Genomic DNA, 21,835 nt, shown 5'->3' on the forward strand with positions numbered 1-21,835 from the left:
CACAGGTTACCGCCCGGCCCAGGTCGCACCGCCGCTCAGTAGCTGACCGGCCCGATCGGCTGGGCGAAGTGCATCCGGACGGGCTCGCTGTGTCCGACGATGCGCACGTCGGTCTTGACCTCTTCGCTGTAGCCGAGCCCGAACCGGACCTCGTACTGCTTGTAGAGCACCACCAGGGGAGCGGCGGACAGGGCGGCCTGCATCGCCGCCGCGTTGCCGATCGCGGTGATCGTGTACGGCGGACTGTAGGTGCGCCCGTTGAGTAGCAGGGTGTTGCCGACGCAGCGTGGCACCGAGGTCGCGATGATCCGCTGGTCCTGCATCTGGATTCCCTCGGTGCCGGCGCTCCACAACGCGTTCAGGACGGCCTCGATGTCCTGCTGGTGCACCACCAGGTCGTCGGGGGAGGCATCGCGGGGGAAGCGGCCGTTGGCGTCGCGCTTGGCGTCGTCGAGGGTCACCACCAAGCCGGGCCCGTGCACCGGTTCCATGTCAGCCTCGCCGGCCAGCTCCGCGGACCGTCGCAGCATCGCCTTCAGCGCCGCGTCGGACGAGCGCAGGTGCGTCGAATCGATCTTGGCGGCCAGCTGGTCGCGCTGTGCCTTGAGGCGGTCCACCGACGACTGCGTCTCCCGAACCAGGTCGACCAGGCGGGGAGCGTCGCTGCGGCGGATCTCGGCGCCGCCGGACACCCCGTGCGTGGTGGCCAGCAGCAACCCCGCCATCAGACACACCAGCGGGACACCGAAGCGCCATGGCGAGCGGCGCGTGTCACTCATCGACTCTCCGTTTCCAGGGGAGGCTGCCAGGTGGGTTAGTCTCGTAGCCAAGCTCTGCGTGCAGCACTGACCGCTATCGTTGCACCCCGCCCTGCTCACTGCGTTGTCGAGGTAAGCCCGAGGTAATCATGCCCAAGTCCAAGGTCCGTAAGAAGAACGACTTCACCGTCAGCGCGGTCAGCCGCACCCCGGTGAAGGTGAAGGTCGGACCATCCAGCGTGTGGTTCGTTTGCTTGTTCGTCGGCCTCATGCTGATCGGCCTGGTGTGGCTGATGGTCTTCCAGTTGGCCGCGGTCGGCAGCCAGGCGCCGACGGCCCTGAACTGGATGGCGCAACTCGGTCCGTGGAACTACGCGATCGCGTTCGCCTTCATGATCACCGGTTTGTTGCTCACGATGCGCTGGCACTGAGCGCACTCATCGGCAAAATGAATTCATCTTGGGGTTGATTCGTCGCTACGCCAGCAACCATGTATGCACCCAATCACACGCGTGTGATTTATCCCCACTGTGCATAGCGCTTGTGGATAACCGCATACCCGGTGGTGGGAGGGCCTAGGCAACCGATGCAGCAAACACAGTGGGAGCCCCCCGCGGGCGGAATCGCTGGTTGTGGGGCCGCGGGCATTCTGATGGCTATCGTCAGTGTGACTGTCGTCACAGATGTGCCGGGCCGCATTCTGACCATGATTGCCGCGGCGGGTCTGCTGTTGTTTGCGGGCGGGACGTGGCGCGCGCGCCCGAAGCTGGCTATTACCCCCGCCGGCCTGGCGATTCGCGGGTGGTTCCGGACGCAGGTATTACGGCCCACCGATATCAAGATCATTCGGATCACCGAGTTTCGCCGCTATGGGCGCACGGTGCGGTTTCTCGAGGTCGATTCGACCGACGGAGGGCTGGTTCTGTTCTCGCGCTGGGACCTCGGCACCAACCCACTGGACGTGCTCGACGCGCTCACCGACGCCGGGTACGCAGGCAGGCAAGGGGGCCCCGGCGAGGGGCCCGACTAGGCGCTGCGGCTTGCTTAGGAGATCGTGATCGACTCGATGACGACGGCGTCGTTCGGGCGGTCATTGCCGTCGGTGGCCGTGGTCGCGATCGCGTCGACAACCTTCTGCGACTCCGGCTCGGTGACCTCACCGAAGATCGTGTGGCGCCGGTTCAGGTGCGGCGTCTCGCCGACCGTGATGAAGAACTGCGAACCGTTGGTGCCGGGTCCCGCGTTCGCCATCGCCAGCAGGTAGGGCTTGTCGAATTGCAGCTCGGGGTGAAACTCGTCGGCGAACTTGTAGCCCGGGCCGCCGCGACCGGTGCCGGTCGGGTCGCCGCCCTGGATCATGAAGCCCTGGATCACCCGGTGAAAGACAGCGCCGTCGTAGAACGGGCCCGAGGGTCCGCCCGAGGCGTTCTGCGTCGAGTACTCCTTGGTGCCCTGCGCCAGGCCAACGAAGTTGGCGACAGTCTTGGGCGCGTGGTTTCCGAACAGAGCGACCTTGATGTCGCCGCGGTTGGTGTGCAGCGTGGCAGTGGCGGTCTGAAAGGGGCTGTTAGTCACGGAATCACAGTCTGCCATTAGCCGCGGGCGTTCCCGCACCGGGTCTCACCGACCGGCGCCCGCTGCCGAAAACGCCGTTTCGATGGCAGTCTGTAGTTCCACACTCCAGCGAAGGATGGCGGCAGATGAGAGCTAAGGCGGAGTCCCGGCTGACGCCCCGGGAGCGGCTATCCCGAGGGCTGACCTACTCGGCGGTGGGCCCGGTGGACGTGACACGCGGGGTCGTCGGGTTGGGGGTCAACTCCGCGCGGTCGACCGCGGCGCAGCTCCGCGACCGCTACGAGCGCGGGCAACTGGCCCGCGAGGTCGCCGCAGCACAGGAGACGATCGGCCAGGAATTGGCCGCCGCCCAGGAAGTCGTGGCGAGCCTGCCGCAGGCCTTCCAGGATGCGCGCCGGTTCCGCCGGCGCGGACCGCGCCCGTGGGTGCTGGCAGGCGCCGCCGTGGCGGCGCTGGCAGTCGGCGCGGTGACGTTCAGCATCGTCCGGCGCTCCATGCGCCCGGAGCCGTCGCAGCTGCCGCCCAGCGTCGACGTGCAACACCGCCCGTAAGGCGCTGCCCCGCAACGGTTTATCGGGCGGCCAGCTCCAGGCGGTCCAGCCGCCGGACCAGGATGCTGGGCAGCCATTGCCCGATATCGCCTGCCTCGATCCAGCTCGTCCGGTCCAACAACATCCGTAGCACGATCTGGGCCTCCAGCCGCGCCAGCGCGGCCCCGACGCAGAAGTGCACGCCCTTGCCGAATGTCACATGGCCCTTGCCGCCGCTGCGGTCGAGGCGGAATTCGTTGGGCACCGGGAAGTGTCCCGGATCGCGATTGGCCGCGCCCCACATCAGCAGCAGGTGCGAATCGGCGGGCACCGGCACTCCGTCCAGCGTCGTGTCCCGCCACACGTGCCGATAGTGTCCGCGAAACGGCGGTTCGAATCGCAGCGCCTCCTCGATGAAGGCGCCCAACAACTCTGGGTTCTCGCGCACCTGCCGCTGAATGTCGGGACGGGTGACCAGGACCCACGCCGCGCTGCCCAGCAGCGAGGCGGTCGATTCGCCGGCGGCGCTGAACAGCGTCATCATGATCCCGAGTGCGGCCGTCTGGTCTAACTCCCCGGAGGAACAACGCGCCGCCAGGTCGGCGATGAGGCCGGATTCGCTTGTACCGGAGGACTTTTCGAAGTGCCCCATAATATAGGTGGTCAGCTCCCAGGCCGCCGCCCCGGCAGCCTCCAGCTGCGCCTTGGTGACCACACCGTCGAGCAGGGTGGTGGTGGCGAAGCCGAGCCGAATGAGGTCGGCGACGTCGTCGTCCGGCAGGCCCAGCAGCCGGGCGACCACCATCATGGGCAGCCGGTTGGCGACCGCGCTCATCCACTCGATGCGCCCGTCGCGCAGATTCTCGTCCCACAGCCAGTCGGCGGTCTCGGTGGCGAACTCCTCGATGTTGCGCACCCGCTTGGCCGACAGGTGTGGCAGCAGCAGCTTGCGGTGCAGCGCGTGCACGGGGTCGTCGGCGGTGGCCAACACGTGAGCGGCGCTGCCCGCCCCGCCCATGTCGAAGGGCGCCACCGTGCCGTCCTCCTGGTAGACGATGGTCGCCGTGAGAATGGAGGAGAAATCCTCGACGCGGCTCACGGCCTCGATCACCGCGTCCCAGCCGCAGACGGCATAGAACTCCGACTCGCCGATGCGATGCACGGGTGCCTGGGCGCGCATCCGGTCATAGAGCGGATAGGGGTCCTGCAGCGCCTCGGTACCGAAGAAGTCGATCGGATCGTCCAGAACCGTCATAGGCCCAGGCTGAATCGGGTCACACGCAGGGTCAATACGGGGCGGCGAAGTTGATGAGCGGCCGACCGCCCTGCGACCGCGGGCCGTTCTCACCGGAGCTGCGCTGGCTGCGATTAGGCTGATGAAAAGTGATCAGCAATTCTCAATCTGAGAAATATTCTTTTCTGAACCGCAGCGTCGAGGAGGTGGTCGCATGGCCCAAGACGATTGGTTGGTGGGACGCGATCGCCACGGCGCGGCCGCCGAACGGATCCATGCCGCGGCCGCCGACATCATCTCCCGCACCGGGTACGACGGCTTCACGATCGAGGCCCTGGCCGCCGATGTCCATTGCTCGCCGGCGACGATCTACCGGCACGCCGGCGGCAAGGCGGCCATCCGCGACGCGGTCGTGATGATCCACGCCAATCGCATTGTCGACACCGTGCGCGACGCCATCAAGGGTCTGCGCGGCCGGGAGCGAGTGGTGGCCGCGACGCTCGCCGCCCTGGACCGCATGCATTCGGATCCGCTGGTCCACCTCATGCGGTCGATGCACCTGGGACCGGACAGCGAATGGCTGACCACGTCGCCCGCGGTGCTGGGTTTCGCCGCGCAGATGCTGGGTTACGACGACCCACTGGCCGCGCAATGGCTGATCCGGGTGTTCCTGTCGCTGTGGTGCTGGCCCCTGAAGGACCGGGCGGCCGAGCGCGAGTTGGTGGAACGATTCCTCGGAGCGTCCTTCCAAACCGCCTGAAGCTCAGCGCTTTCGGCTTCAGCCCAGGCGTGAGGACAGATGGTCCGCGACCTCCGAGACGTGCTCGTCCAGGTAGAAGTGTCGGCCGCCGAACATGGTCAGCTCGAACTCGGAGTCGGTGTGCGCGCGCCAGCCCTCGGCCTGTTCGGGCGTGACGGTGGGATCGGCGTCGCCGAGCAGCGCCGACACCGGGCACCGCAGTCGCGGACCCGCCTCGAAAACATAGGTCTCCACCGCGCGGTAGTCCGCGCGCAGCGGCGGCAGCACCAGGCTTGCGAGGTCGGGGTCGGCGCGCACCAGCGCCACCGAGGCCGGGTCGTTGGCCAGGCGCTCCAGGTCGTCGATGAGGTCGGCGTCCGGCCCCGTGTGCAGGCGACCGTCGTAGGGCGCGTCGGGCGCGATGCGCCCGGATACGAACAGCCGGACCGGACCGCGATTCTTCGCCTGCAGCCGGCGCGCGACTTCGAACGCGACCGTCGCACCCATGCTGTGCCCGAACAGCGCGAGATTCGGTACCGCACCCCAGCGCGACAGGTCGGCGTTGATGAGATCGGCCAGCTCGGCCATGTCCGTGACGAGCGGATCGCTCAGCCGGTCCTGCCGCCCTGGGTACTGCACGGCGTACATCGCGATCCCCGGCGCGAGCTTTTGTGCCAGCGCCCGATACGCGCCTGCCGATCCGCCGCCGGGCGGGAAGCCCAGCACGACCGAGCGCGCGTTCGGCACCGGCCGCAATGCCCTCAACCAGGTCGTCGCTTCGATCGGCATGTGGCTCCCGTCAGTCGATCGCCGGAACGGGCGTCGCAGGCTCAGCGCTAGGAATTGTGGAGCCTAGGGGAATCGAACCCCTGACACCCGCCTTGCAAAGGCGGTGCTCTACCAACTGAGCTAAGGCCCCTCATCGGGGGGGTGGATCACCCTCCGCCACGTGCCAGACCTCGACTCCACGCCGTGACCACAGCACCGCCGACGCTACAGCGATCAACGCCAACGGCAATGCAACTCTCACGTAACGTCCTGACGGGCACATGGTTGTGGGCCTAGGAGGACTCGAACCTCCGACCTCTTCGTTATCAGCGAAGCGCTCTAACCACCTGAGCTATAGGCCCGTACGCGCGTACGACCGAGCGACGAGATTACCGCAACGGCCGCCCCACCCCCAAAACCTCGGGCTAATCCCGGTCTGCCAACGTCACCTCGATGCCGCCGATCAGGTCGGTCGCCAAGTTGTAGATGAATGCGCCGATGGTGGACATTGCGGTCAGCAGGACGATGTTGACCAAACCGATCAGCACGGCGCCGCCGAAGATGGTGCCGCTGGAGACCAGTTCCCCGCCGCTGCCGCTGGTGTTGTTCAGCAGGTCACCGACGTTGCTGTTCAGCTTGGCCCACACCCCCATGCCGCCGAGCACCAGGTAGAGGAACGCCACCGCGATCATCCAGACGAAGAACAGCGCCACCGAGAGCATCAGCGACACCTTCAGCGTGCTCCACGGATCGATCCGACGGATCTGCATGCTGGCCCGGACTGGGCCGCGGGTACGCCGCGACACCTGCACGAGTTTGTCGGAGCTCTCGCGGGTCTCGGTGCTCGTCGAGCGGCCCGTCGACGTCGACGTCTCCGTCGGTCGATCGGGCGTGGTCTTGCGCTGCGGCGTGCGCGGCAGGGGCCCCGACAGATCCGGCAGCTCGCTGGCATACGCGTCGCCCTCACCGCGGGCGGCCTCGTGCGGTGGGTTCTTCGGATGCCCCGATCCGCCGCCGGGAGTGGCGCTCCCGGAGATGAAGCGATTCAGCCGCGCGTCCATGCCCGCAGGCGGACCCGACGGGCGTTCGCGTTCGCCCTGGGAGTCCGGCGGGCGGTTGCCCTGCTGGCCGGGGCGGCCGCCGCCCCGCTGCCATGGCGGCGAGTCGGGCCCGTCGTGGGCCCGGCCGGCCTGGCCTTGGTGTGCGGCGGCACGCTCGGTGGCACCGTCCCCGCTGGGCCCGTCGCCCTTCTTGGGGGCGCCCGGCTCGTTCGGTGAAGTCACCCGCGACTCCTTACCTGTCCTGCCCTGGCCGCCCAGGCGGTGGCACTCGCATCATCTGTGGTCGGGCTGAGTCTAATGGCCCGGGTCCTGGGCCGAGCCTCCGCTCGACCCCGGCCGGTACGGGCTAGCCGTCCGACCCCTCGGCGTCGCCGGTTTCCTCGTCGTCGTCACTTTCCTCGGCGTTGCGCGCGATGGCCAACAGCGTGTTGTCCTCACCCAGGTTCATCAACCGAACGCCCTTCGTCTGCCGTCCGGCCTTGCGGACCTGGCGCGCCCTAGTGCGGATGACACCACCGACCGAGGTGATCGCATACAGCTCGCTGTCATCGTCGACGATCAACGCCCCCACCAGCCTGCCACGCCGGACGTCGTACTGGACCGTCAGGACTCCCTTGCCGCCGCGGCCCTGCACGGGATACTCCTCGATCGCGGTACGCTTGGCGTAGCCCCCGGAGGTCGCCACCAACAGATAGGTGCCTTCTTGGATTACGTTGAGCGACAACAGATAATCGTCGGCGTTGAACCGCATGCCCTGGACGCCGGAGGTGGCGCGGCCCATCGGCCGCAGCGCCTCGTCGGTCGCCGAGAACCGGATGGACTGACCCAGCGCCGAGACCAGCAGCAGGTCCTCCTCCGACGAGCACAGCACCGCACCGACCAGCTCGTCGGCGTCGCGCAGGTTGACCGCCACGATCCCGCCCGAGCGGTTGGAATCGAAATCGGTCAGCTTGGACTTCTTGACCAGCCCGTTCTTGGTGGCCAGTACCAGATACGGCGCATCCTCGTAGCCCTTGATCTGGATGACCTGCGCGATGCGCTCCTCGGGCTGGAAGGCCAGGAGGTTGGCGACGTGCTGACCGCGCGCGGTGCGCGACGCCTCGGGCAGGTCGTAGGCCTTGGCGCGGTACACCCGGCCCTGGGTGGTGAAGAACAGGATCCAGTCGTGCGTCGAGCACACGAAGAAGTGCGCGACGATGTCGTCCTGTTTCAGGCCGGCCCCTTGCACGCCCTTACCGCCGCGCTTCTGGCTGCGGTAGAGGTCTGACTTGGTGCGCTTGGCGTAGCCGGTCTCGGTGATGGTGACAACAACCTCTTCGCGGGCAATCAGATCCTCGTCGGCGACATCGCCGTCGGCGGGGATGATGCGCGTACGCCGGTCGTCGCCGTATTTCTCGACAAGTTCGGCCAGTTCGTCGTGCACGATGGCGCGCTGCCGCTCGGGCTTGGCCAGGATGTCCTCGAGGTCGGCGATCTCGGCCTCGATCTTGGCCAGGTCGTCGACGATGCGTTGACGTTCCAGGGCGGCCAGCCGGCGCAGCTGCATGTCCAGGATCGCCTGCGACTGGATTTCGTCGATGTCCAGTAACTCGATCAATCCGCTTCGGGCGATGTCGACGGTTTCCGACGCCCGGATCAAGGCGATCACTTCGTCCAGCGCGTCGAGCGCTTTGACCAGGCCGCGCAGAATGTGGGCCCGCTCGTTGGCTTTTCGCAGCCGGTAGGTGGTGCGCCGCACGACGACGTCCAACTGATGCACCACGTAGTGGCGGATCAGTTGGTCAAGACGCAGCGTGCGGGGGACACCATCGACGATCGACAGCATGTTGGCGCCGAAGCTGGCCTGCAGCTGGGTGTGCTTGTAGAGGTTGTTCAGCACTACCTTCGCGACCGCGTCGCGTTTGATCTCGACGACGATGCGCAGGCCTACCCGGTCGCTGCTCTGATCTTCGATGTTCGAGATACCTGCCAGCCGTCCGTCGCGGACCTGCTCGGCGATCGAGGTGATGAAGTTGTCGTGGTTGACCTGATAGGGCAGCTCGGTGATGACCAGCAGGGTGCGCCCCCGCGAGTCCTCTTCGATCTCAACGACACCGCGCATCCGGATCGAACCGCGGCCGGTGGTGTAGGCGTCGTGGATGCCCTGCGATCCAACGATCAGGCCGTGGGTGGGGAAGTCCGGGCCCTTGACCCGCTCGCAGACCGCGGCCAGGGTGGCCTCTTCGTCCGCCTCGTGATTGTCCAGGCACCAGAACACCGCCTCGGCCAGCTCACGCAGGTTGTGCGGCGGCATATTGGTGGCCATCCCGACCGCGATGCCGCCGGAGCCGTTGGCCAGCAGGTTGGGGAACCGGCTGGGCAGGACGGTCGGCTCTTGCACCCGGCCGTCGTAGTTCGGTATGAAATCGACTGTCTCCTCGTCGATTTCGCGCAGCATCTCCATCGCCAGGGGAGTCAGGCGCGCCTCGGTGTACCGCATCGCCGCTGGCGGGTCGTTGCCCGGCGAGCCGAAGTTACCCTGGCCGTCGACCAGCGGGTAGCGCAGCGACCACGGCTGGGCCATCCGGACCAGGGTGTCGTAGATCGACGAGTCGCCGTGCGGGTGGTAGTTACCCATCGTTTCGGCGACCGACCGCGCCGATTTCGCGTGGCCGCGGTCCGGGCGGAACCCGGAGTCGTACATCGCATAGAGCACGCGGCGGTGCACCGGCTTGAGACCGTCGCGCACCTCCGGCAGCGCGCGTCCAACGATCACGCTCATCGCGTAATCGATGTAGCTGCGCTGCATCTCCTGCTGAATGTCAACCGGTTCGATCCGGTCGACGGAGTCGTCACCCGGGGGCAGCGTGGTGTCAGTCATGTAGTCCTCGTTGGTCGGTCAACGGTGGCCGGTCTGATCGCTCAGACATCTAGGAAGCGAACATCCTTGGCGTTGCGGGTAATAAAGCTTCGGCGTGCCTCGACGTCCTCGCCCATCAAGATGGAGAACAGCTCGTCGGCGGCGGCAGCGTCATCGAGAGTGATTTGGCGCAGCACCCGCACCGACGGATCCATTGTGGTCTCCCACAACTCCTTGGCGTCCATCTCACCCAGACCTTTGTAGCGCTGGATGCCATCCTCGGAGTTGATCTTTCGGCCCGCCGCCCGGCCGGCCTCGAGCAGGCCGTCGCGCTCGCGGTCGGAGTAGGCAAATTCCGGTTCGCTGCGTTGCCACTTCAGCTTGTACAGCGGCGGCTGCGCCAAGAACACGTGGCCATTTTCGATCAGCGGCCGCATGAACCGGAACAGCAGGGTTAACAGCAGCGTCGAAATGTGTTGGCCGTCAACGTCCGCGTCGGCCATCAGCACGATCTTGTGGTAGCGCAGCTTAGTGAGATCGAACTCGTCATGAATGCCGGTGCCCAGCGCGGTGATGATCGCCTGGACTTCGGTGTTCTTCAGCACCCGGTCGATACGCGCCTTTTCGACGTTGATGATCTTGCCGCGCAGCGGAAGGATGGCCTGGAACATCGAGTCCCGACCACTCTTGGCCGAGCCGCCGGCCGAATCACCCTCCACCACATACAGTTCCGACTTACGCGGATCGGTAGAGCGGCAGTCGGCCAGCTTGCCGGGCAGCCCGCCGATATCGGTAGCGCTTTTGCGGCGCACCAACTCTCGCGCCTTGCGCGCAGCCATACGTGCCTGCGCCGAGGATACCGCCTTATTCACAACGGTTTTCGCTTCCGAGGGGTTGGCCTCGAACCAGTGCGTGAGTTGCTCGTTGCAGACCTTCTGCACGAACGACTTCACTTCGGTGTTGCCCAGTTTGGTCTTGGTCTGGCCCTCGAACTGCGGTTCGCTGACCTTGACCGAGATCACCGCGGCAAGGCCCTCGCGGATGTCGTCACCGGTGAGGTTGGCGTCCTTCTCTTTCAGCAGCTTCTTGTCTTTGGCGTACTTGTTCACCACCGACGTCAGCGCACTGCGGAAACCCTCCTCGTGAGTGCCGCCCTCGTGAGTGTTGATCGTGTTGGCGAAGGTGTGCACGGACTCGGAATATCCGCCGTTCCATTGCATCGCGATTTCGACCTCGTGGCCCGTGCCCTTGCCGTCGAAGTCGATGATGCTCTGCTGAATCGGGCTCTTGGTCCGGTTGATGTGCTTGACGAAGTCCACCAAACCACCCGGGTAGTGGAAGGTGCGGTGCTTGACCTTATGCGGCTTGGACGACTCGGCCGCCTTTTCTTCGGCGGACTTCGGTGCCTCGGCGGTGTCGCTGACGATTTCGTCGACGACCTCTTCCTGGGTCACCCGCTCATCGGTCAGGTTGATCGTCAAACCCTTGTTGAGGAAAGCCATTTCCTGCAAGCGCCGCGCCACCGTCTCGAAGTCGTACTCGGTGGTTTCGAAGATTTCACTATCGGCCCAGAACCTGATGGTGGTTCCGGTCTTCTTGGTGGCCTCGCCTTGTTTGAGCGTGCCCGGTACCGCTCGTTCGTAATACTGCGTCCACTCGTGGCCGTCGCGGGCGATGTCCACCTCGAGGCGGCGCGACAGCGCGTTGACCACCGACACACCAACACCGTGCAACCCGCCGCTGACGTTGTAGCCGCTGTTCTCGCCACCGAACTTGCCGCCGGCGTGCAGTTGGGTCATCACCACGTCGACGGTGGGAGAGCCAGTGGAGTGCATGGCGACGGGGATACCGCGCCCGTTGTCGGCGACCTCGACGCTGCCGTCATCGAGCAGCTTCACGTCCACCTGGGTGGCGTAGCCGGCCATCGCCTCGTCGACGGAGTTGTCGACCACCTCCCAGACAAGGTGGTGTAGGCCCCGCTCACCGGTGGACCCGATGTACATGCCTGGGCGTTTACGGACGGCTTCCAAGCCTTCGAGCACGGTGATCGCTGAAGCGCCGTATTCGTCTTGCGCCTTCTTCTTCTGGGCAGCCACGGTCGGAATGCTCTCCTTGGGGTTTCATGCGGGCGGTCCGGTCACCGCAGCAGTCGCATGCTGCCACTCTACCGTGATCGGGGGCCGGGACCGATTTTCTGGGCGCGTTTCTACCTATCTGGACGCGCCGTGTGCTCAATTTCTTTATTGACGGCGCCTCCGGACGTGCGCGACGGGGGTCCGTTTCGTTCTCGCGGATCTGAGAGCGCCGCCGTTAACCTGGCGCTGGCGGCGTTGCGCCGGTGTCGATATGGGCCTGAAATACCTTAGCCGTAGGTGTCGCGGGGACCCCTGCCGGAGATGTGCCGCGGCCCCTTGCGCCACGACGGCGCCGCCGGCCCGGTGATTTTCACGGAGGTGACGACGCCGTTGCCGACCGCCGCGGCGATCTTCGCCAGCAGCTGGGCCTGGATCATCCGCAACTGCGTGGCCCAGGCCGTCGATTCGGCGGCCACGCTGAGCACACCCTCGTTCAGCCCGGTCGGCGTCGCGTGGTCGGCGATCTCGTGTCCAACCACCGACGGCCAATGAGCCAGCACCGTGCCCTCGGCGACGTGAGTGGACCAGCCGCGTTTTTTCGCGAGGTCGCGGGTCAGCCTGCCCAGCGGCTGCGGATCGCGGGCGTCCGGACCGGGCCCCGACCAGCGTCGGCGCCGGCCGCCGGCGCCGCGGATGACGGGGGCGGAGCTGCGCCCGCGGCCGGCGTCCTTGCCCTTCGCGCGGGCCGCGGCCCGCGCTTCCTCCAGGGTGCGCCGCACCAGATCGATGCCGGAGACGTCGCCGACGCGTGCGACCTTGTCGGCGGCCGGCTCGTCGTGGGAGTCCGTCATGCCTGCACCACCGACACTCGTCCGGCCTCGCCGTCGCGCAGATCGATGTGCACCCGCTTAGCATCCCAGCCGTCGGGGATGTCTTCCAGTACCGCCGCGGTTACCAGGACCTGTTCTGCGGATTCGGCCACGGCCGCCAGCGCGCGGCGGCGGGCGGTGTCGAGTTCGGCGAACACGTCGTCGAGCAGCAGCACCGGCTCGCCGCCATCGGCCCGCAGTAATTCGTAGGCCCCCAGGCGCAGCGCCACGGCGAACGACCACGATTCTCCGTGGCTCGCAAAGCCTTTGGCGGGCTGATCACCCAGGCGCAACTCCAGGTCATCGCGGTGCGGGCCGACGAGGCACATGCCGCGGTCCAGCTCGGCGTCGCGGCGCGCGGCCAGCGCGGCAAGCAGCGCGGCCTCGAGAAATTCCGGATCGGTGCCCTCGTCCGCGCCACCGAGGCCGTCCATACTCGCGCGGTAGTTGATCGACGCCGGGCGGGAGGCAGGCGCCAACAATTGGTAGGCCTTCTCCACCTCCGGCGCCAGCTCGTTCACCAAATCGATTCGGGCGGCCATCAATTCGGCGCCGTGCTCGGCCAGCCGGCTGTCCCACACGTCCAGCGTGTCCAATGCCTCCTGGCCCCTGCGGTAACGCGCTCCCGCCAGCGACTTCAACAGCGCCGTGCGCTGGCGCAGCACCTTTTCGTAGTCGGCACGCACCCCGGCGATCCGCGGGCGGCGCACCGTTGCCAGATCATCGAGGTAACGGCGCCGCTCGGCCGGGTCGCCGCGGACCAATGCCAGGTCCTCGGGAGCGAACAGCACGCAGCGCAACACCCCGACCACCTCGCGCGTACTGCGCACCGGCGAGCGGTTGAGCCGGGCCTTATTGGCCCGGCCCGCGACAATCTCCAGATCGACGGCGCATTCGCGGCCCTCATTGACGACAATGGTCGAAACGACCGCGCGGGCCGCACCCTCCCGGATCAGCGGCGCATCAGAACCCACCCGGTGAGAGCCCAATGTCGTCGAATACCACAGCGCCTCAATGAGATTCGTCTTCCCGAAGCCGTTCGATCCGACAAAGACCGTGCGGCCAGGCCCCAGCTCGAGGTCAACGGATTCCCAGGACCGGAAGTCCCGTAGCGCCAACTGCCGAACGTACACCTAGCCGGGCAACCGAACTGGCATCAACAAGTAGACGTAGTCCGTCGGCAGCGCCGAGAACGGGCCGTTGCCCGTCGGATGGCTGGCATCGTCGAAGGCCGGACGCAGCAAGGCCGGCTTGCCCGGCGTCGTGAAGCCGAACGACACCCGCTCCGAATGCACCGAGGCGAGCCCGTCGGTCAGATAGGTCGGGTTGAACGCGATCGTCAACGGTTCTCCGGCGAAGTCGACCGCCAACTCCTCCTCGGCGCGACCGACGTCGTCGGCGCCCGCGGAAAGGCGCAGCGCACCGTCGGCGAATTCCATCCGCACCTGCGCGCCCCGGTCGGCGACCAGGGCAACCAGCTTGATGGCCTCGGTCAATTGCGCGACATTGATCGTCGCCACCGAGGTGTGCTCGGCCGGCAGCAACTGACGAAACTTCGGGAACTCGGCATCGAGAAGTCGTGTGGTGCTGCGCTTGCCGTTGCCGCTGATGCCAAGCAGGCCGTCTTTCCCGACGCCGCTACCGGCGCCGAGCGCCAGCCGAACTTCAGATCCATCGATGCCACCCTTGGCCGCCTCCGACAATGTCTTGGCCGGCACCAAGACAGACGCCTCGACATCGGGAGCCAGCGCCGACCAGGTCAGCTCACGAACCGCCAGCCGAAACCGGTCGGTGGCGGCCAAGACGACGGTGTCACCCGAAATCTCCACGCGAATTCCGGTCAACATGGGCAAGGTGTCGTCCCGGCCGGCGGCGATGGCGACCTGACCGATCGCCTCGGCGAACAAATCCGACGGCAGCGACCCCGTCTCGTCGGGCAGCGCCGGCAAGGTCGGGTAGTCCTCGACCGCCATCGTCGGCAACGAGAATTTCGCGCTTCCACAGGTCAGCGCCACCCGGTTGCCGTCGACGTAGAAGTCGACCGGCTTGTCGGGCAGCGCCCTGGTGATGTCGGACAACAGCCTTCCGGATACCAAAACGCTTCCCGGAGAAGCGATTTCGGCCGCGACCTGTGCTTCGGCGGAGACCTCGTAGTCGAATCCCGAGATCGTCAGGCCTTCATCGGAGCCGGTCAACAACACGCCGGACAACACCGGCACAGCGGGCCTGGTCGGGAGGTTCTTTGCAACCCACGACACCGCGTCGGCGAAAGACTCGCGTACCAGACGAAATTTCAGATCGGTGAGGCCAGCTTTCGTCGTGGCGGCGTCCATAGCGTCCCTTCACCTACAAAAATTTCAGTCCAGTGGCTAGCCGCGTCCCCCGCTAGCGTGGGGCCCCCGAAACGGGGAGTCGAAGAACAACCGTAGATCGTCCGGGGCCATCTTGAAAGCTAATCGCGAAGGCCGACAACCGCAGTGATCGAGACGCTTGTAAGCCCCTGGGGACGAGGCGTCCCCAAACCTGTTCTTCAAAGAAGAAACGACGAAGAGATCTCAGTACCAGTATTAAGGGCTGTGCAAGTTGGGGAGAAGTGCACTCCTGTGCAGCTAGGGGAGCGGCGGGGGTGTGGATGACGCGGTGCGCAACTGTGTGTCCCGTGTGGGTCGACTGGGGATGAATTACAGATGTACACCGATGGCCGATTACTGCACGGGGGTTTGCGTGGTTTTTGCACAAGCCTGCGCACATAGCCAGCGTGTGGCTGGTGTGACAGACGTGTGGGAAGTTTTTTGAAAAAGTTTGACTCGTGGGGTGCAAATCAGCGCTTGGAGCGCTGGCGGATGCGAGTCGTGAGCTCTTTGACGTGATCGAACACCTCGCGGCGCTCGGCCATCTCCGACAAGATCTTTCGCTGCGCGTACATGACCGTGGTGTGGTCACGGGCGAACGCCTGGCCGATCTTTGGTAGCGACAGATCGGTCAGCTCCCGGCACAGATACATCGCGATCTGGCGCGACTGAGCCAGGGCCCGGGTCTTACCGGGGCCGCGTAACTCCTCGACGGTGGTGTCGAAGTACTCGGCGGTGGCAGCCATGATGGTGGCCGCACTGATCTGCATGGTGCTCGCGTCGGCGATCAGGTCGCGCAACACGATGTCGGCGAGCGCCTTGTCGATCGGGGTCTTGTTCAGCGAGGCGAAGGCCGTGACCCGGATGAGGGCGCCCTCGAGTTCGCGGATGTTGCGTTCGATGCTGCTGGCGATCAGCTCGAGCACATCGTCGGGAACGTTGAGCCGCTCCATCTGTGCTTTCTTACGCAGAATGGCGATGCGGGTTTCCAGCTCCGGGGGCTGGACGTCGGTGATCAGGCCCCACTCGAACCGTGTCCGAAGCCGATCTTCCAGGGTGGCAAGCTGTTTCGGCGGTCGATCCGACGAGATGACGATCTGCTTGTTGGCGTTGTGCAGGGTGTTGAAGGTATGGAAGAACTCTTCCTGGATACCTTCCTTGCCCTCGATGAACTGAATGTCATCGACCAGCAGCACGTCGACGTCGCGGTAGCTGCGCTTGAACGCGACCTTGCGGTCGTCGCGCAACGAGTTGATGAAGTCGTTGGTGAATTCCTCGGTGGAGACGTACTTGACGCGCATGCCGGGGAACAGCCGCTGCGCGTAGTTGCCCGCCGCATGCAACAGGTGGGTCTTGCCCAGTCCGGATTCACCCCAGATGAAAAGCGGGTTGTATGCGCGGGCGGGGGCCTCGGCGATCGCCAGCGCCGCGGCATGCGCGAACCGGTTGGAGGCGCCGATGACGAAAGTGTCGAAGGTGTAGCGGCGATTGAGACTGGTCCCGCCGGCCACCGCCGGGTCGATGGTGTGCGGACGCTCGGTGAAGTAATTGGGCCAGCTCTGTTCGGCGCCGATCACCTCGCCGTTCTCGTCCGTTTCGTCATCGTCACTTGACGTTTCTAGGACTTCGTCGTTGAACGTGTCGGGGATCGGGAAGTAGGTGTCGTCGGCGTCTTCGGGCGGCGGAGCGATCCGAACCCCGAGTTGGATCTGCTGGCCGAGCCGGCGGCTGAGCGCGTCGGTGATCGGGGCGCGCAGGTGACGTTCGATCTCGTTTTGCACGAAGCTGCTCGGCACCGACAGCAGAGCAAATCCTTCGACGATGGTGAGCGGCTGCACGAGGTTCAGCCACGCTCGCTGCTGCGGGGTTAGCGGATTTTCCAGGGCGGTCCGGCCGGCGGCCACGCCGTCTGGGGTTGGGTCTCCGTTGAGCTCGGAAACGACCGCATTCCACACCGTCGTAAAGCCGGAACCGGGGTCATCGGTCAACGACGCATCTCCCTGGTTCTCGCAAACTCTGGGCTGAGCTACAACCTCGCTGTGACGACAAAGCAACTGTCCACATAGTTATACACAGGTGTGGACAGGATGATCGTATACGGGCCGCAACCTACCGGCGACGGCTCGCGATCTCCGCGCTGGAGGCAACCCCGTGGAGGTCGCCTAGACAGCTAGTCGATCCGCCATCCTCGCTTCGTTGTCATGCGCCGTTGCAGTCTGAAACGGCATTGCCCGAAGCTAACAGTTTTCCGACCGGCTGCCAACAGTTCGGCTGCATTCCAATCGGCTTCTCTAGCCTCCTTGGGCGCGTCTTTCTCTCGGCCGCCGGACGGGAGGCCGAGCGGCCTGCCTGAGCACGGGTATTTTCGGTGACGAGTGGTAGTCGCGGCGTTGCGCCAGGACAAGTTTGACCAGGCGAAGTGTCATCAGTACCCTCATACAGTCGCCCGAAAGTCGGCGATACGGCTGCGACCCGAGCCATCTGTGCGGGGACCGCGCCGGCCAGCAGCAGTTAGACCACTTTCCGACTGACCCGCGGGTTGCGAAACGCGAGCGGCCGGATGGCAATGCGAGACACACCGAGGAGAATGCCGTGGCCAAGGGCAAGCGGACCTTTCAGCCGAATAACCGGCGCCGAGCCCGTGTGCACGGCTTCCGTCTGCGCATGCGTACCCGCGCCGGGCGTGCCATTGTGTCGGGTCGGCGTCGCAAGGGTCGCCGCGCGCTTTCTGCCTGATCCGCGCCGACAGGTTCGTGGGCGGTGCTTTCGGCACGCAACCGTATGAGACGGTCATCGGAGTTTGACGCGACCGTCAAGTGTGGCGTGCGCGCGGCACAACCCGATGTCATCGTGCACGTCCGCCGAAGCGACGACTGCGACGAGGGCGACGGTCCGCGAGTGGGACTGATCGTCGGGAAAGCCGTCGGCTCGGCGGTCGAGCGCCATCGCGTCTCGCGCCGGCTGCGTCACGTCGTCCGGACCATGCTGCCCGACCTTCGGCACGGCGACCAGGTGGTGCTGCGCGCGCTGCCGGGGAGCCGCAACGTGTCGTCGGCCCGGCTGGAGCAGCAGGTGCGAAACGGTCTGCGGCGGGCCGTCGGCAAGACGAGAACGGACCGGTGAAGATGTCGGTGCGATCGGCGATCGACGGCGTGGGCAAGACCGCCGTGCGCGGGGCGGTGTTTTTGATTCAGCTGTACCGCCACATGGTCTCGCCGCTGCGCCCGGCAACGTGCCGATTCATTCCGACCTGTAGCCAGTACGCCGTCGACGCCCTCACCGAGTACGGCCTGATTCGGGGCAGCTGGTTGGCCGCCGCCCGGCTCGCGAAGTGTGGGCCGTGGCATCGGGGAGGATGGGACCCAATACCGGAACGCGAATGCCGATCCGATTTCACCGCAGCGGGTACCGACGGGGAGCTCCCCGCGAACCAAGGGAAGAGTGTGTCTTTTGTCGTTTGATGTGTTGAGCCTGGACTTCGTCTACTACCCGGTGTCGTGGATCATGTGGGTCTGGTACAAGCTGTTCGCCGCCATGCTGGGCCCGGCGAACTTCTTTGCCTGGGCGCTGGCGGTGATGTTCCTCGTGTTCACCCTCCGCGCGCTGCTCTACAAGCCGTTCGTGCGGCAGATCCGCACCACGCGGCAGATGCAGGAACTGCAGCCACAGATCAAGGCGCTGCAGAAGAAGTACAGCAAGGACCGCCAGCGCATGGCGCTCGAGATGCAGAAGCTGCAGCGCGAGCACGGCTTCAATCCGATTCTGGGCTGCCTGCCGATGCTGGCCCAGATCCCGGTCTTCCTCGGGCTCTACCACGTGCTGCGCTCGTTCAACCGGACGACCGGCGGCATTGGGTTGCAGCAGCTGTCGGTGGCCCAGAACAAGCTGATCGGCAACTACGTCTTCACGCCCGCCGACGTCCAGAACTTCTTGAAGGCCAACCTGTTTGGCGCACCGATCGGTGCGTCCATGACGCAGAAGTCCGGACTCGACGCCTTCGAGCTTTTCCATCGACCGGCCGTGATGGCGGTCGGCGCGCCGGTGATGATCCTGGCCGGCATCGCGACCTACTTCAACAGCCGCGCGTCGGTCGCCCGGCAGAGTCCCGAGGCGGCGGCCAACCCGCAGACCGCGATGATGAACAAGCTCGCGCTCTACGTCTTCCCGCTGGGGGTGATCGTCAGTGGGCCGTTCCTGCCGCTGGCGATCATCATGTACTGGGTCTCGAACAACATCTGGACCTTCGGTCAGCAGCACTACGTCTTCGGGATGATCGAGAAAGAGGACGAGGCCAAAAAGCAGGAAGCCCTCGAGCGCCGCGCGGCCAACGCGCCGGCTCCCGGGGCCAAGCCGAAGCGGGCCGCCAAGGAAACGCCGACGAACGGCGACGGGGCGGCGGCCGGTGCCGACGGCGCGGAGACGACGACCCACGACGGTGGGGTGGCCGACGCCAAGACGGACAAGTCCGAGCCGGCGGTCGGCACCAACGATCCGGCCAACCGCACGCCGCGGCCCGGCGCGCGACCGAAGAGACGCAAACGCTGACCGCGGTCGCCCAGCGTTATCGGCCCGTCGCCGATGAGTGACCCCAATGAGACTCAAGACCTGTGAATGAGGGAGAGAAAACGATGACAGAAGCCGAAACCACCGGCCCCGATCTGGAAACCCCGGTGGCGGTCGAGGATGACCCCGACACCCCCACGACGGAGGACGCCGGCGCCGACGAGCCCGAGGATCAGGAGGAGCGGTTGGTCGCCGAGGGCGAGATCGCCGGGGACTACCTCGAAGAGCTGTTGGACCTGTTGGACTTCGACGGCGACATCGATCTGGATGTCGAGGGAAGCCGGGCCGTCGTCAGCATCGACGGCAGCGACGACCTGAACAAGTTGGTCGGCCGCGGCGGCGAGGTGCTCGATGCGCTGCAGGAGCTGACCCGGTTGGCCGTGCACCAGAAGACCGGCGTGCGCAGCCGGCTCATGCTGGACGTCGCGAGCTGGCGCCGCCGCCGCCGGGAGGAGCTGGCGGCGCTGGGCGACAAGATCGCCCGCCGGGTGCTGGATTCCGGCGAGCGCGAGGAGCTCCGCCCGATGACGCCGTTCGAGCGAAAGATCGTCCACGACGCCGTCGCCGCGGTGCCGGGGGTGCACAGCGAGAGCGAGGGCGCCGAGCCCTCACGCCGCGTCGTCGTCCTGCACGACTAGTTACAGCTGTGTAGTTCGAGAGGGCGCCCCGCGCGCTGAAGGCTCCGCCGAATCAGAGGGATGTTTCACGTGAAACATGTCGGGCAATCCGATCGGGCGCCCAACGCCGCACCCGCACCCGCGCCCTCGGCCGAGCCGGTGGCCGTTCCCGAGCCGGCGATCGCGATCTTCGGTCCGCGGCTCGACGTGGCGAAGCGGTACGCGGAATTCCTTGCCACCGCCGGGGTCGAGCGGGGGCTGCTGGGCCCGCGCGAGCTCGACCGGATTTGGGACCGCCACCTACTCAATAGTGTGGCGGTCGGGGAGCTGCTCGATGAGGGCGAGCGGGTGGTCGACATCGGCAGCGGTGCCGGCCTCCCGGGTATCCCGCTAGCGATCGCCAGGCCCGATCTCGAGGTGGTACTCCTCGAGCCGCTGCTGCGGCGGGCGGAGTTTCTCAAAGAGGCCGTCGCCGATCTAGGGTTGTCCGTTGAGGTCGTCCGTGGCCGGGCCGAAGAGCCTTGGGTCCGCGACGAATTCGGCGAAAGGGACGCTGCAGTGTCTCGAGCGGTTGCTGCGTTGGACAAACTGACGAAGTGGAGTATGCCGTTGCTACGGCCGGGCGGGCGGATGGTTGCGATCAAGGGGGAGCGCGCTCCCGAGGAAGTCCAGGAGCACCGGCGTGTGATGACGGCGTCCGGTGCCGTTGATGTCAGGGTGTTGGCATGTGGCGCGAACTACTTAAGTCCACCCGCAACCGTAGTCTTGGCGGTGCGTGGGCAGCGGCCGTCCGGCCGAGCGGCGTCGTCCAAAAGGAGGTCTCGATGAGTTCTCCCGGAGGCGGCCCCGGAGGTTCCCCGTCGCCGCACAACGCGCCGCATCCGCCGGCGCCGGCCGTGGCACCGATCGCGCCGCCGCTCGCACCGGAGGAGATCACGCACCCGGCCGATGTCCCCGGGTCGGATGTTTCACGTGAAACATCGAACGAATACGACACCCCGATCGGCGCCGCCGCCGAGCGCGCCATGCGGGTTCTGCACACTGCCTATCCGCCGCTGCGCCGACCCGCCCGGCGACGGGTGTTCACGGTGGCGAACCAGAAGGGCGGCGTCGGCAAGACGACCACCGCGGTCAACCTCGCCGCCGCGCTCGCGGTCCAGGGACTCAAGACGCTCGTCATCGATCTCGATCCGCAGGGCAACGCCAGCACGGCGCTCGGGATCACCGACCGGCAATCGGGCACGCCCTCGTCGTACGAAGTACTGCTCGGCGAGGAGACGGTGGAGTCGGCTCTGCGCCGCAGCCCGCACAGCGAGCGCCTGTTCTGCGTCCCGTCGACCATCGATCTGGCGGGTGCCGAGATCGAGTTGGTCAGCATGGTGGCGCGCGAGAACCGGTTGCGCAACGCGCTGGTCGAGCTGGAGCACTTCGACTTCGACTACGTCTTCGTGGACTGCCCGCCGTCGCTCGGGCTGCTCACGATCAACGCGCTCGTCGCCGCCCCGGAGGTGATGATCCCGATCCAGTGCGAGTACTACGCGCTCGAGGGCGTCTCGCAGCTGATGCGCAACATCGAGATGGTGAAGGCGCATCTCAACCCCCAACTCGATGTCACCACCGTCCTGCTCACGATGTACGACGGGCGCACCAAGCTCGCCGACCAGGTGGCCGAGGAGGTCCGTAGGTACTTCGGGGACAAGGTGTTGCGCACCGTGATTCCGCGCAGCGTCAAGGTCTCCGAGGCGCCGGGCTACAGCATGACGATCATTGATTACGACCCCGGATCGCGCGGGGCGATGAGCTATCTAGATGCCAGCCGCGAACTCGCGCAGCGTGATTGACCACCATTCGTGAAG

Annotated in this window: 22 protein-coding genes and 2 tRNA genes; 11 read left to right on the forward strand and 13 right to left on the reverse strand. The window is 66.1% G+C overall.

The window, feature by feature from the left end:
- Window positions 1-35: 35 nt before the first annotated feature.
- A complete protein-coding gene (locus MRAB57_RS08260; protein ID WP_077087132.1) occupies window positions 36-779 on the reverse strand; it encodes a DUF881 domain-containing protein in 744 nt (247 codons plus the stop codon).
- Between the two features lie 128 nt (window positions 780-907).
- Between MRAB57_RS08260 and crgA the strand changes: the two genes are divergently transcribed.
- Complete coding sequence (gene crgA / locus MRAB57_RS08265) at window positions 908-1,189, forward strand: cell division protein CrgA (protein ID WP_077087133.1); 282 nt, start codon at window positions 908-910, stop codon at window positions 1,187-1,189.
- A 155-nt stretch (window positions 1,190-1,344) separates the two neighbouring features.
- Entirely contained in the window at window positions 1,345-1,788 is a 444-nt protein-coding gene (locus MRAB57_RS08270; protein WP_077087134.1) for a PH domain-containing protein, read from the forward strand.
- A gap of 14 nt (window positions 1,789-1,802) precedes the next feature.
- Here the strand turns inward: MRAB57_RS08270 and MRAB57_RS08275 are convergent, their stop codons facing one another.
- Window positions 1,803-2,351: a peptidylprolyl isomerase gene (locus tag MRAB57_RS08275; RefSeq protein ID WP_077087135.1), complete on the reverse strand. Its 549-nt coding sequence runs from the start codon at window positions 2,349-2,351 to the stop codon at window positions 1,803-1,805.
- Window positions 2,352-2,458: 107 nt separating this feature from the next.
- Here MRAB57_RS08275 and cwsA point away from each other — a divergent pair, with 107 nt between their 5' ends.
- Window positions 2,459-2,884 (forward strand): cell wall synthesis protein CwsA, encoded by a 426-nt coding sequence (gene cwsA / locus MRAB57_RS08280; protein ID WP_077087136.1) that lies wholly within the window; start codon window positions 2,459-2,461, stop codon window positions 2,882-2,884.
- A gap of 19 nt (window positions 2,885-2,903) precedes the next feature.
- Here cwsA and MRAB57_RS08285 read toward each other — a convergent pair whose 3' ends face one another.
- The gene (locus MRAB57_RS08285) at window positions 2,904-4,118 is read right to left on the reverse strand and encodes a cytochrome P450 (protein ID WP_077087137.1); all 1,215 of its coding nucleotides are present in this window, start codon (window positions 4,116-4,118) and stop codon (window positions 2,904-2,906) included.
- Between the two features lie 193 nt (window positions 4,119-4,311).
- Here MRAB57_RS08285 and MRAB57_RS08290 point away from each other — a divergent pair, with 193 nt between their 5' ends.
- Window positions 4,312-4,857, forward strand: a complete 546-nt coding sequence (locus MRAB57_RS08290) for a TetR/AcrR family transcriptional regulator (RefSeq protein WP_077087138.1) — start codon at window positions 4,312-4,314, stop codon at window positions 4,855-4,857.
- 18 nt (window positions 4,858-4,875) lie between these two features.
- On the opposite strand, the gene MRAB57_RS08295 is transcribed toward MRAB57_RS08290, so the two are convergent.
- From MRAB57_RS08295 to dnaA, 10 genes are all read right to left on the reverse strand, one after another.
- On the reverse strand, window positions 4,876-5,625 hold the full coding sequence (locus MRAB57_RS08295; RefSeq protein ID WP_077087139.1) for a thioesterase II family protein: 750 nt from the start codon (window positions 5,623-5,625) through the stop codon (window positions 4,876-4,878).
- A 57-nt stretch (window positions 5,626-5,682) separates the two neighbouring features.
- Window positions 5,683-5,755: transfer RNA gene (locus MRAB57_RS08300), tRNA-Ala, on the reverse strand.
- 137 nt (window positions 5,756-5,892) lie between these two features.
- Window positions 5,893-5,966 (reverse strand) — tRNA-Ile (locus MRAB57_RS08305).
- A gap of 63 nt (window positions 5,967-6,029) precedes the next feature.
- Complete coding sequence (locus MRAB57_RS08310) at window positions 6,030-6,887, reverse strand: DUF3566 domain-containing protein (protein ID WP_077087140.1); 858 nt, start codon at window positions 6,885-6,887, stop codon at window positions 6,030-6,032.
- A gap of 124 nt (window positions 6,888-7,011) precedes the next feature.
- Complete coding sequence (gene gyrA, locus MRAB57_RS08315; protein ID WP_077087141.1) at window positions 7,012-9,525, reverse strand: DNA gyrase subunit A; 2,514 nt, start codon at window positions 9,523-9,525, stop codon at window positions 7,012-7,014.
- Between the two features lie 41 nt (window positions 9,526-9,566).
- Entirely contained in the window at window positions 9,567-11,600 is a 2,034-nt protein-coding gene (gene gyrB, locus MRAB57_RS08320) for a DNA topoisomerase (ATP-hydrolyzing) subunit B (protein WP_077087142.1), read from the reverse strand.
- A 266-nt stretch (window positions 11,601-11,866) separates the two neighbouring features.
- Entirely contained in the window at window positions 11,867-12,430 is a 564-nt protein-coding gene (locus MRAB57_RS08325; RefSeq protein WP_077087143.1) for a DUF721 family protein, read from the reverse strand.
- Window positions 12,427-13,581: a DNA replication/repair protein RecF gene (gene recF / locus MRAB57_RS08330; RefSeq protein ID WP_077087144.1), complete on the reverse strand. Its 1,155-nt coding sequence runs from the start codon at window positions 13,579-13,581 to the stop codon at window positions 12,427-12,429. Before recF ends, MRAB57_RS08325 begins: the two co-directional genes overlap by 4 nt.
- Window positions 13,582-14,781, reverse strand: a complete 1,200-nt coding sequence (gene dnaN / locus MRAB57_RS08335) for a DNA polymerase III subunit beta (RefSeq protein ID WP_077087145.1) — start codon at window positions 14,779-14,781, stop codon at window positions 13,582-13,584.
- A gap of 488 nt (window positions 14,782-15,269) precedes the next feature.
- On the reverse strand, window positions 15,270-16,787 hold the full coding sequence (dnaA, locus tag MRAB57_RS08340; RefSeq protein ID WP_077087146.1) for a chromosomal replication initiator protein DnaA: 1,518 nt from the start codon (window positions 16,785-16,787) through the stop codon (window positions 15,270-15,272).
- A 604-nt stretch (window positions 16,788-17,391) separates the two neighbouring features.
- Here dnaA and rpmH point away from each other — a divergent pair.
- From rpmH to MRAB57_RS08375, 7 genes are all read left to right on the forward strand, one after another.
- On the forward strand, window positions 17,392-17,535 hold the full coding sequence (gene rpmH / locus MRAB57_RS08345; protein ID WP_003874369.1) for a 50S ribosomal protein L34: 144 nt from the start codon (window positions 17,392-17,394) through the stop codon (window positions 17,533-17,535).
- A gap of 24 nt (window positions 17,536-17,559) precedes the next feature.
- On the forward strand, window positions 17,560-17,922 hold the full coding sequence (gene rnpA / locus MRAB57_RS08350) for a ribonuclease P protein component (RefSeq protein ID WP_077087147.1): 363 nt from the start codon (window positions 17,560-17,562) through the stop codon (window positions 17,920-17,922).
- 2 nt (window positions 17,923-17,924) lie between these two features.
- A complete protein-coding gene (yidD, locus tag MRAB57_RS08355; RefSeq protein ID WP_077090474.1) occupies window positions 17,925-18,260 on the forward strand; it encodes a membrane protein insertion efficiency factor YidD in 336 nt (111 codons plus the stop codon).
- Window positions 18,261-18,303: 43 nt separating this feature from the next.
- Window positions 18,304-19,344: a membrane protein insertase YidC gene (gene yidC / locus MRAB57_RS08360; protein ID WP_245836078.1), complete on the forward strand. Its 1,041-nt coding sequence runs from the start codon at window positions 18,304-18,306 to the stop codon at window positions 19,342-19,344.
- Between the two features lie 83 nt (window positions 19,345-19,427).
- A complete protein-coding gene (locus MRAB57_RS08365) occupies window positions 19,428-20,000 on the forward strand; it encodes a Jag family protein (RefSeq protein WP_077090475.1) in 573 nt (190 codons plus the stop codon).
- A 60-nt stretch (window positions 20,001-20,060) separates the two neighbouring features.
- A complete protein-coding gene (gene rsmG, locus MRAB57_RS08370) occupies window positions 20,061-20,807 on the forward strand; it encodes a 16S rRNA (guanine(527)-N(7))-methyltransferase RsmG (RefSeq protein ID WP_077087149.1) in 747 nt (248 codons plus the stop codon).
- Window positions 20,804-21,820 carry a ParA family protein gene (locus MRAB57_RS08375; protein WP_077087150.1) on the forward strand — a complete coding sequence of 339 codons (1,017 nt, stop codon included), beginning with the start codon at window positions 20,804-20,806 and terminating at the stop codon, window positions 21,818-21,820. Before rsmG ends, MRAB57_RS08375 begins: the two co-directional genes overlap by 4 nt.
- The last annotated feature ends 15 nt before the right edge of the window (window positions 21,821-21,835 follow it).

It is taken from the genome of Mycobacterium rhizamassiliense, assembly GCF_900157375.1.
Taxonomy (GTDB): domain Bacteria; phylum Actinomycetota; class Actinomycetes; order Mycobacteriales; family Mycobacteriaceae; genus Mycobacterium; species Mycobacterium rhizamassiliense.

Bases quoted from the DNA above. Each gene is read 5' to 3' on its own strand.
- MRAB57_RS08285 (WP_077087137.1), bottom strand. From the start codon at position 4,118: ATGACGGTTCTGGACGATCCGATCGACTTCTTCGGTACCGAGGCGCTG.
- MRAB57_RS08270 (WP_077087134.1), top strand. From the start codon at position 1,345: ATGCAGCAAACACAGTGGGAGCCCCCCGCGGGCGGAATCGCTGGTTGT.
- rsmG (WP_077087149.1), top strand. From the start codon at position 20,061: ATGTTTCACGTGAAACATGTCGGGCAATCCGATCGGGCGCCCAACGCC.
- MRAB57_RS08260 (WP_077087132.1), bottom strand. From the start codon at position 779: ATGAGTGACACGCGCCGCTCGCCATGGCGCTTCGGTGTCCCGCTGGTG.
- MRAB57_RS08365 (WP_077090475.1), top strand. From the start codon at position 19,428: ATGACAGAAGCCGAAACCACCGGCCCCGATCTGGAAACCCCGGTGGCG.
- yidC (WP_245836078.1), top strand. From the start codon at position 18,304: ATGTGGGTCTGGTACAAGCTGTTCGCCGCCATGCTGGGCCCGGCGAAC.
- MRAB57_RS08295 (WP_077087139.1), bottom strand. From the start codon at position 5,625: ATGCCGATCGAAGCGACGACCTGGTTGAGGGCATTGCGGCCGGTGCCG.
- yidD (WP_077090474.1), top strand. From the start codon at position 17,925: ATGTCGGTGCGATCGGCGATCGACGGCGTGGGCAAGACCGCCGTGCGC.
- dnaN (WP_077087145.1), bottom strand. From the start codon at position 14,781: ATGGACGCCGCCACGACGAAAGCTGGCCTCACCGATCTGAAATTTCGT.
- crgA (WP_077087133.1), top strand. From the start codon at position 908: ATGCCCAAGTCCAAGGTCCGTAAGAAGAACGACTTCACCGTCAGCGCG.
- cwsA (WP_077087136.1), top strand. From the start codon at position 2,459: ATGAGAGCTAAGGCGGAGTCCCGGCTGACGCCCCGGGAGCGGCTATCC.
- gyrA (WP_077087141.1), bottom strand. From the start codon at position 9,525: ATGACTGACACCACGCTGCCCCCGGGTGACGACTCCGTCGACCGGATC.
- MRAB57_RS08375 (WP_077087150.1), top strand. From the start codon at position 20,804: ATGAGTTCTCCCGGAGGCGGCCCCGGAGGTTCCCCGTCGCCGCACAAC.
- MRAB57_RS08290 (WP_077087138.1), top strand. From the start codon at position 4,312: ATGGCCCAAGACGATTGGTTGGTGGGACGCGATCGCCACGGCGCGGCC.
- MRAB57_RS08275 (WP_077087135.1), bottom strand. From the start codon at position 2,351: ATGGCAGACTGTGATTCCGTGACTAACAGCCCCTTTCAGACCGCCACT.
- MRAB57_RS08325 (WP_077087143.1), bottom strand. From the start codon at position 12,430: ATGACGGACTCCCACGACGAGCCGGCCGCCGACAAGGTCGCACGCGTC.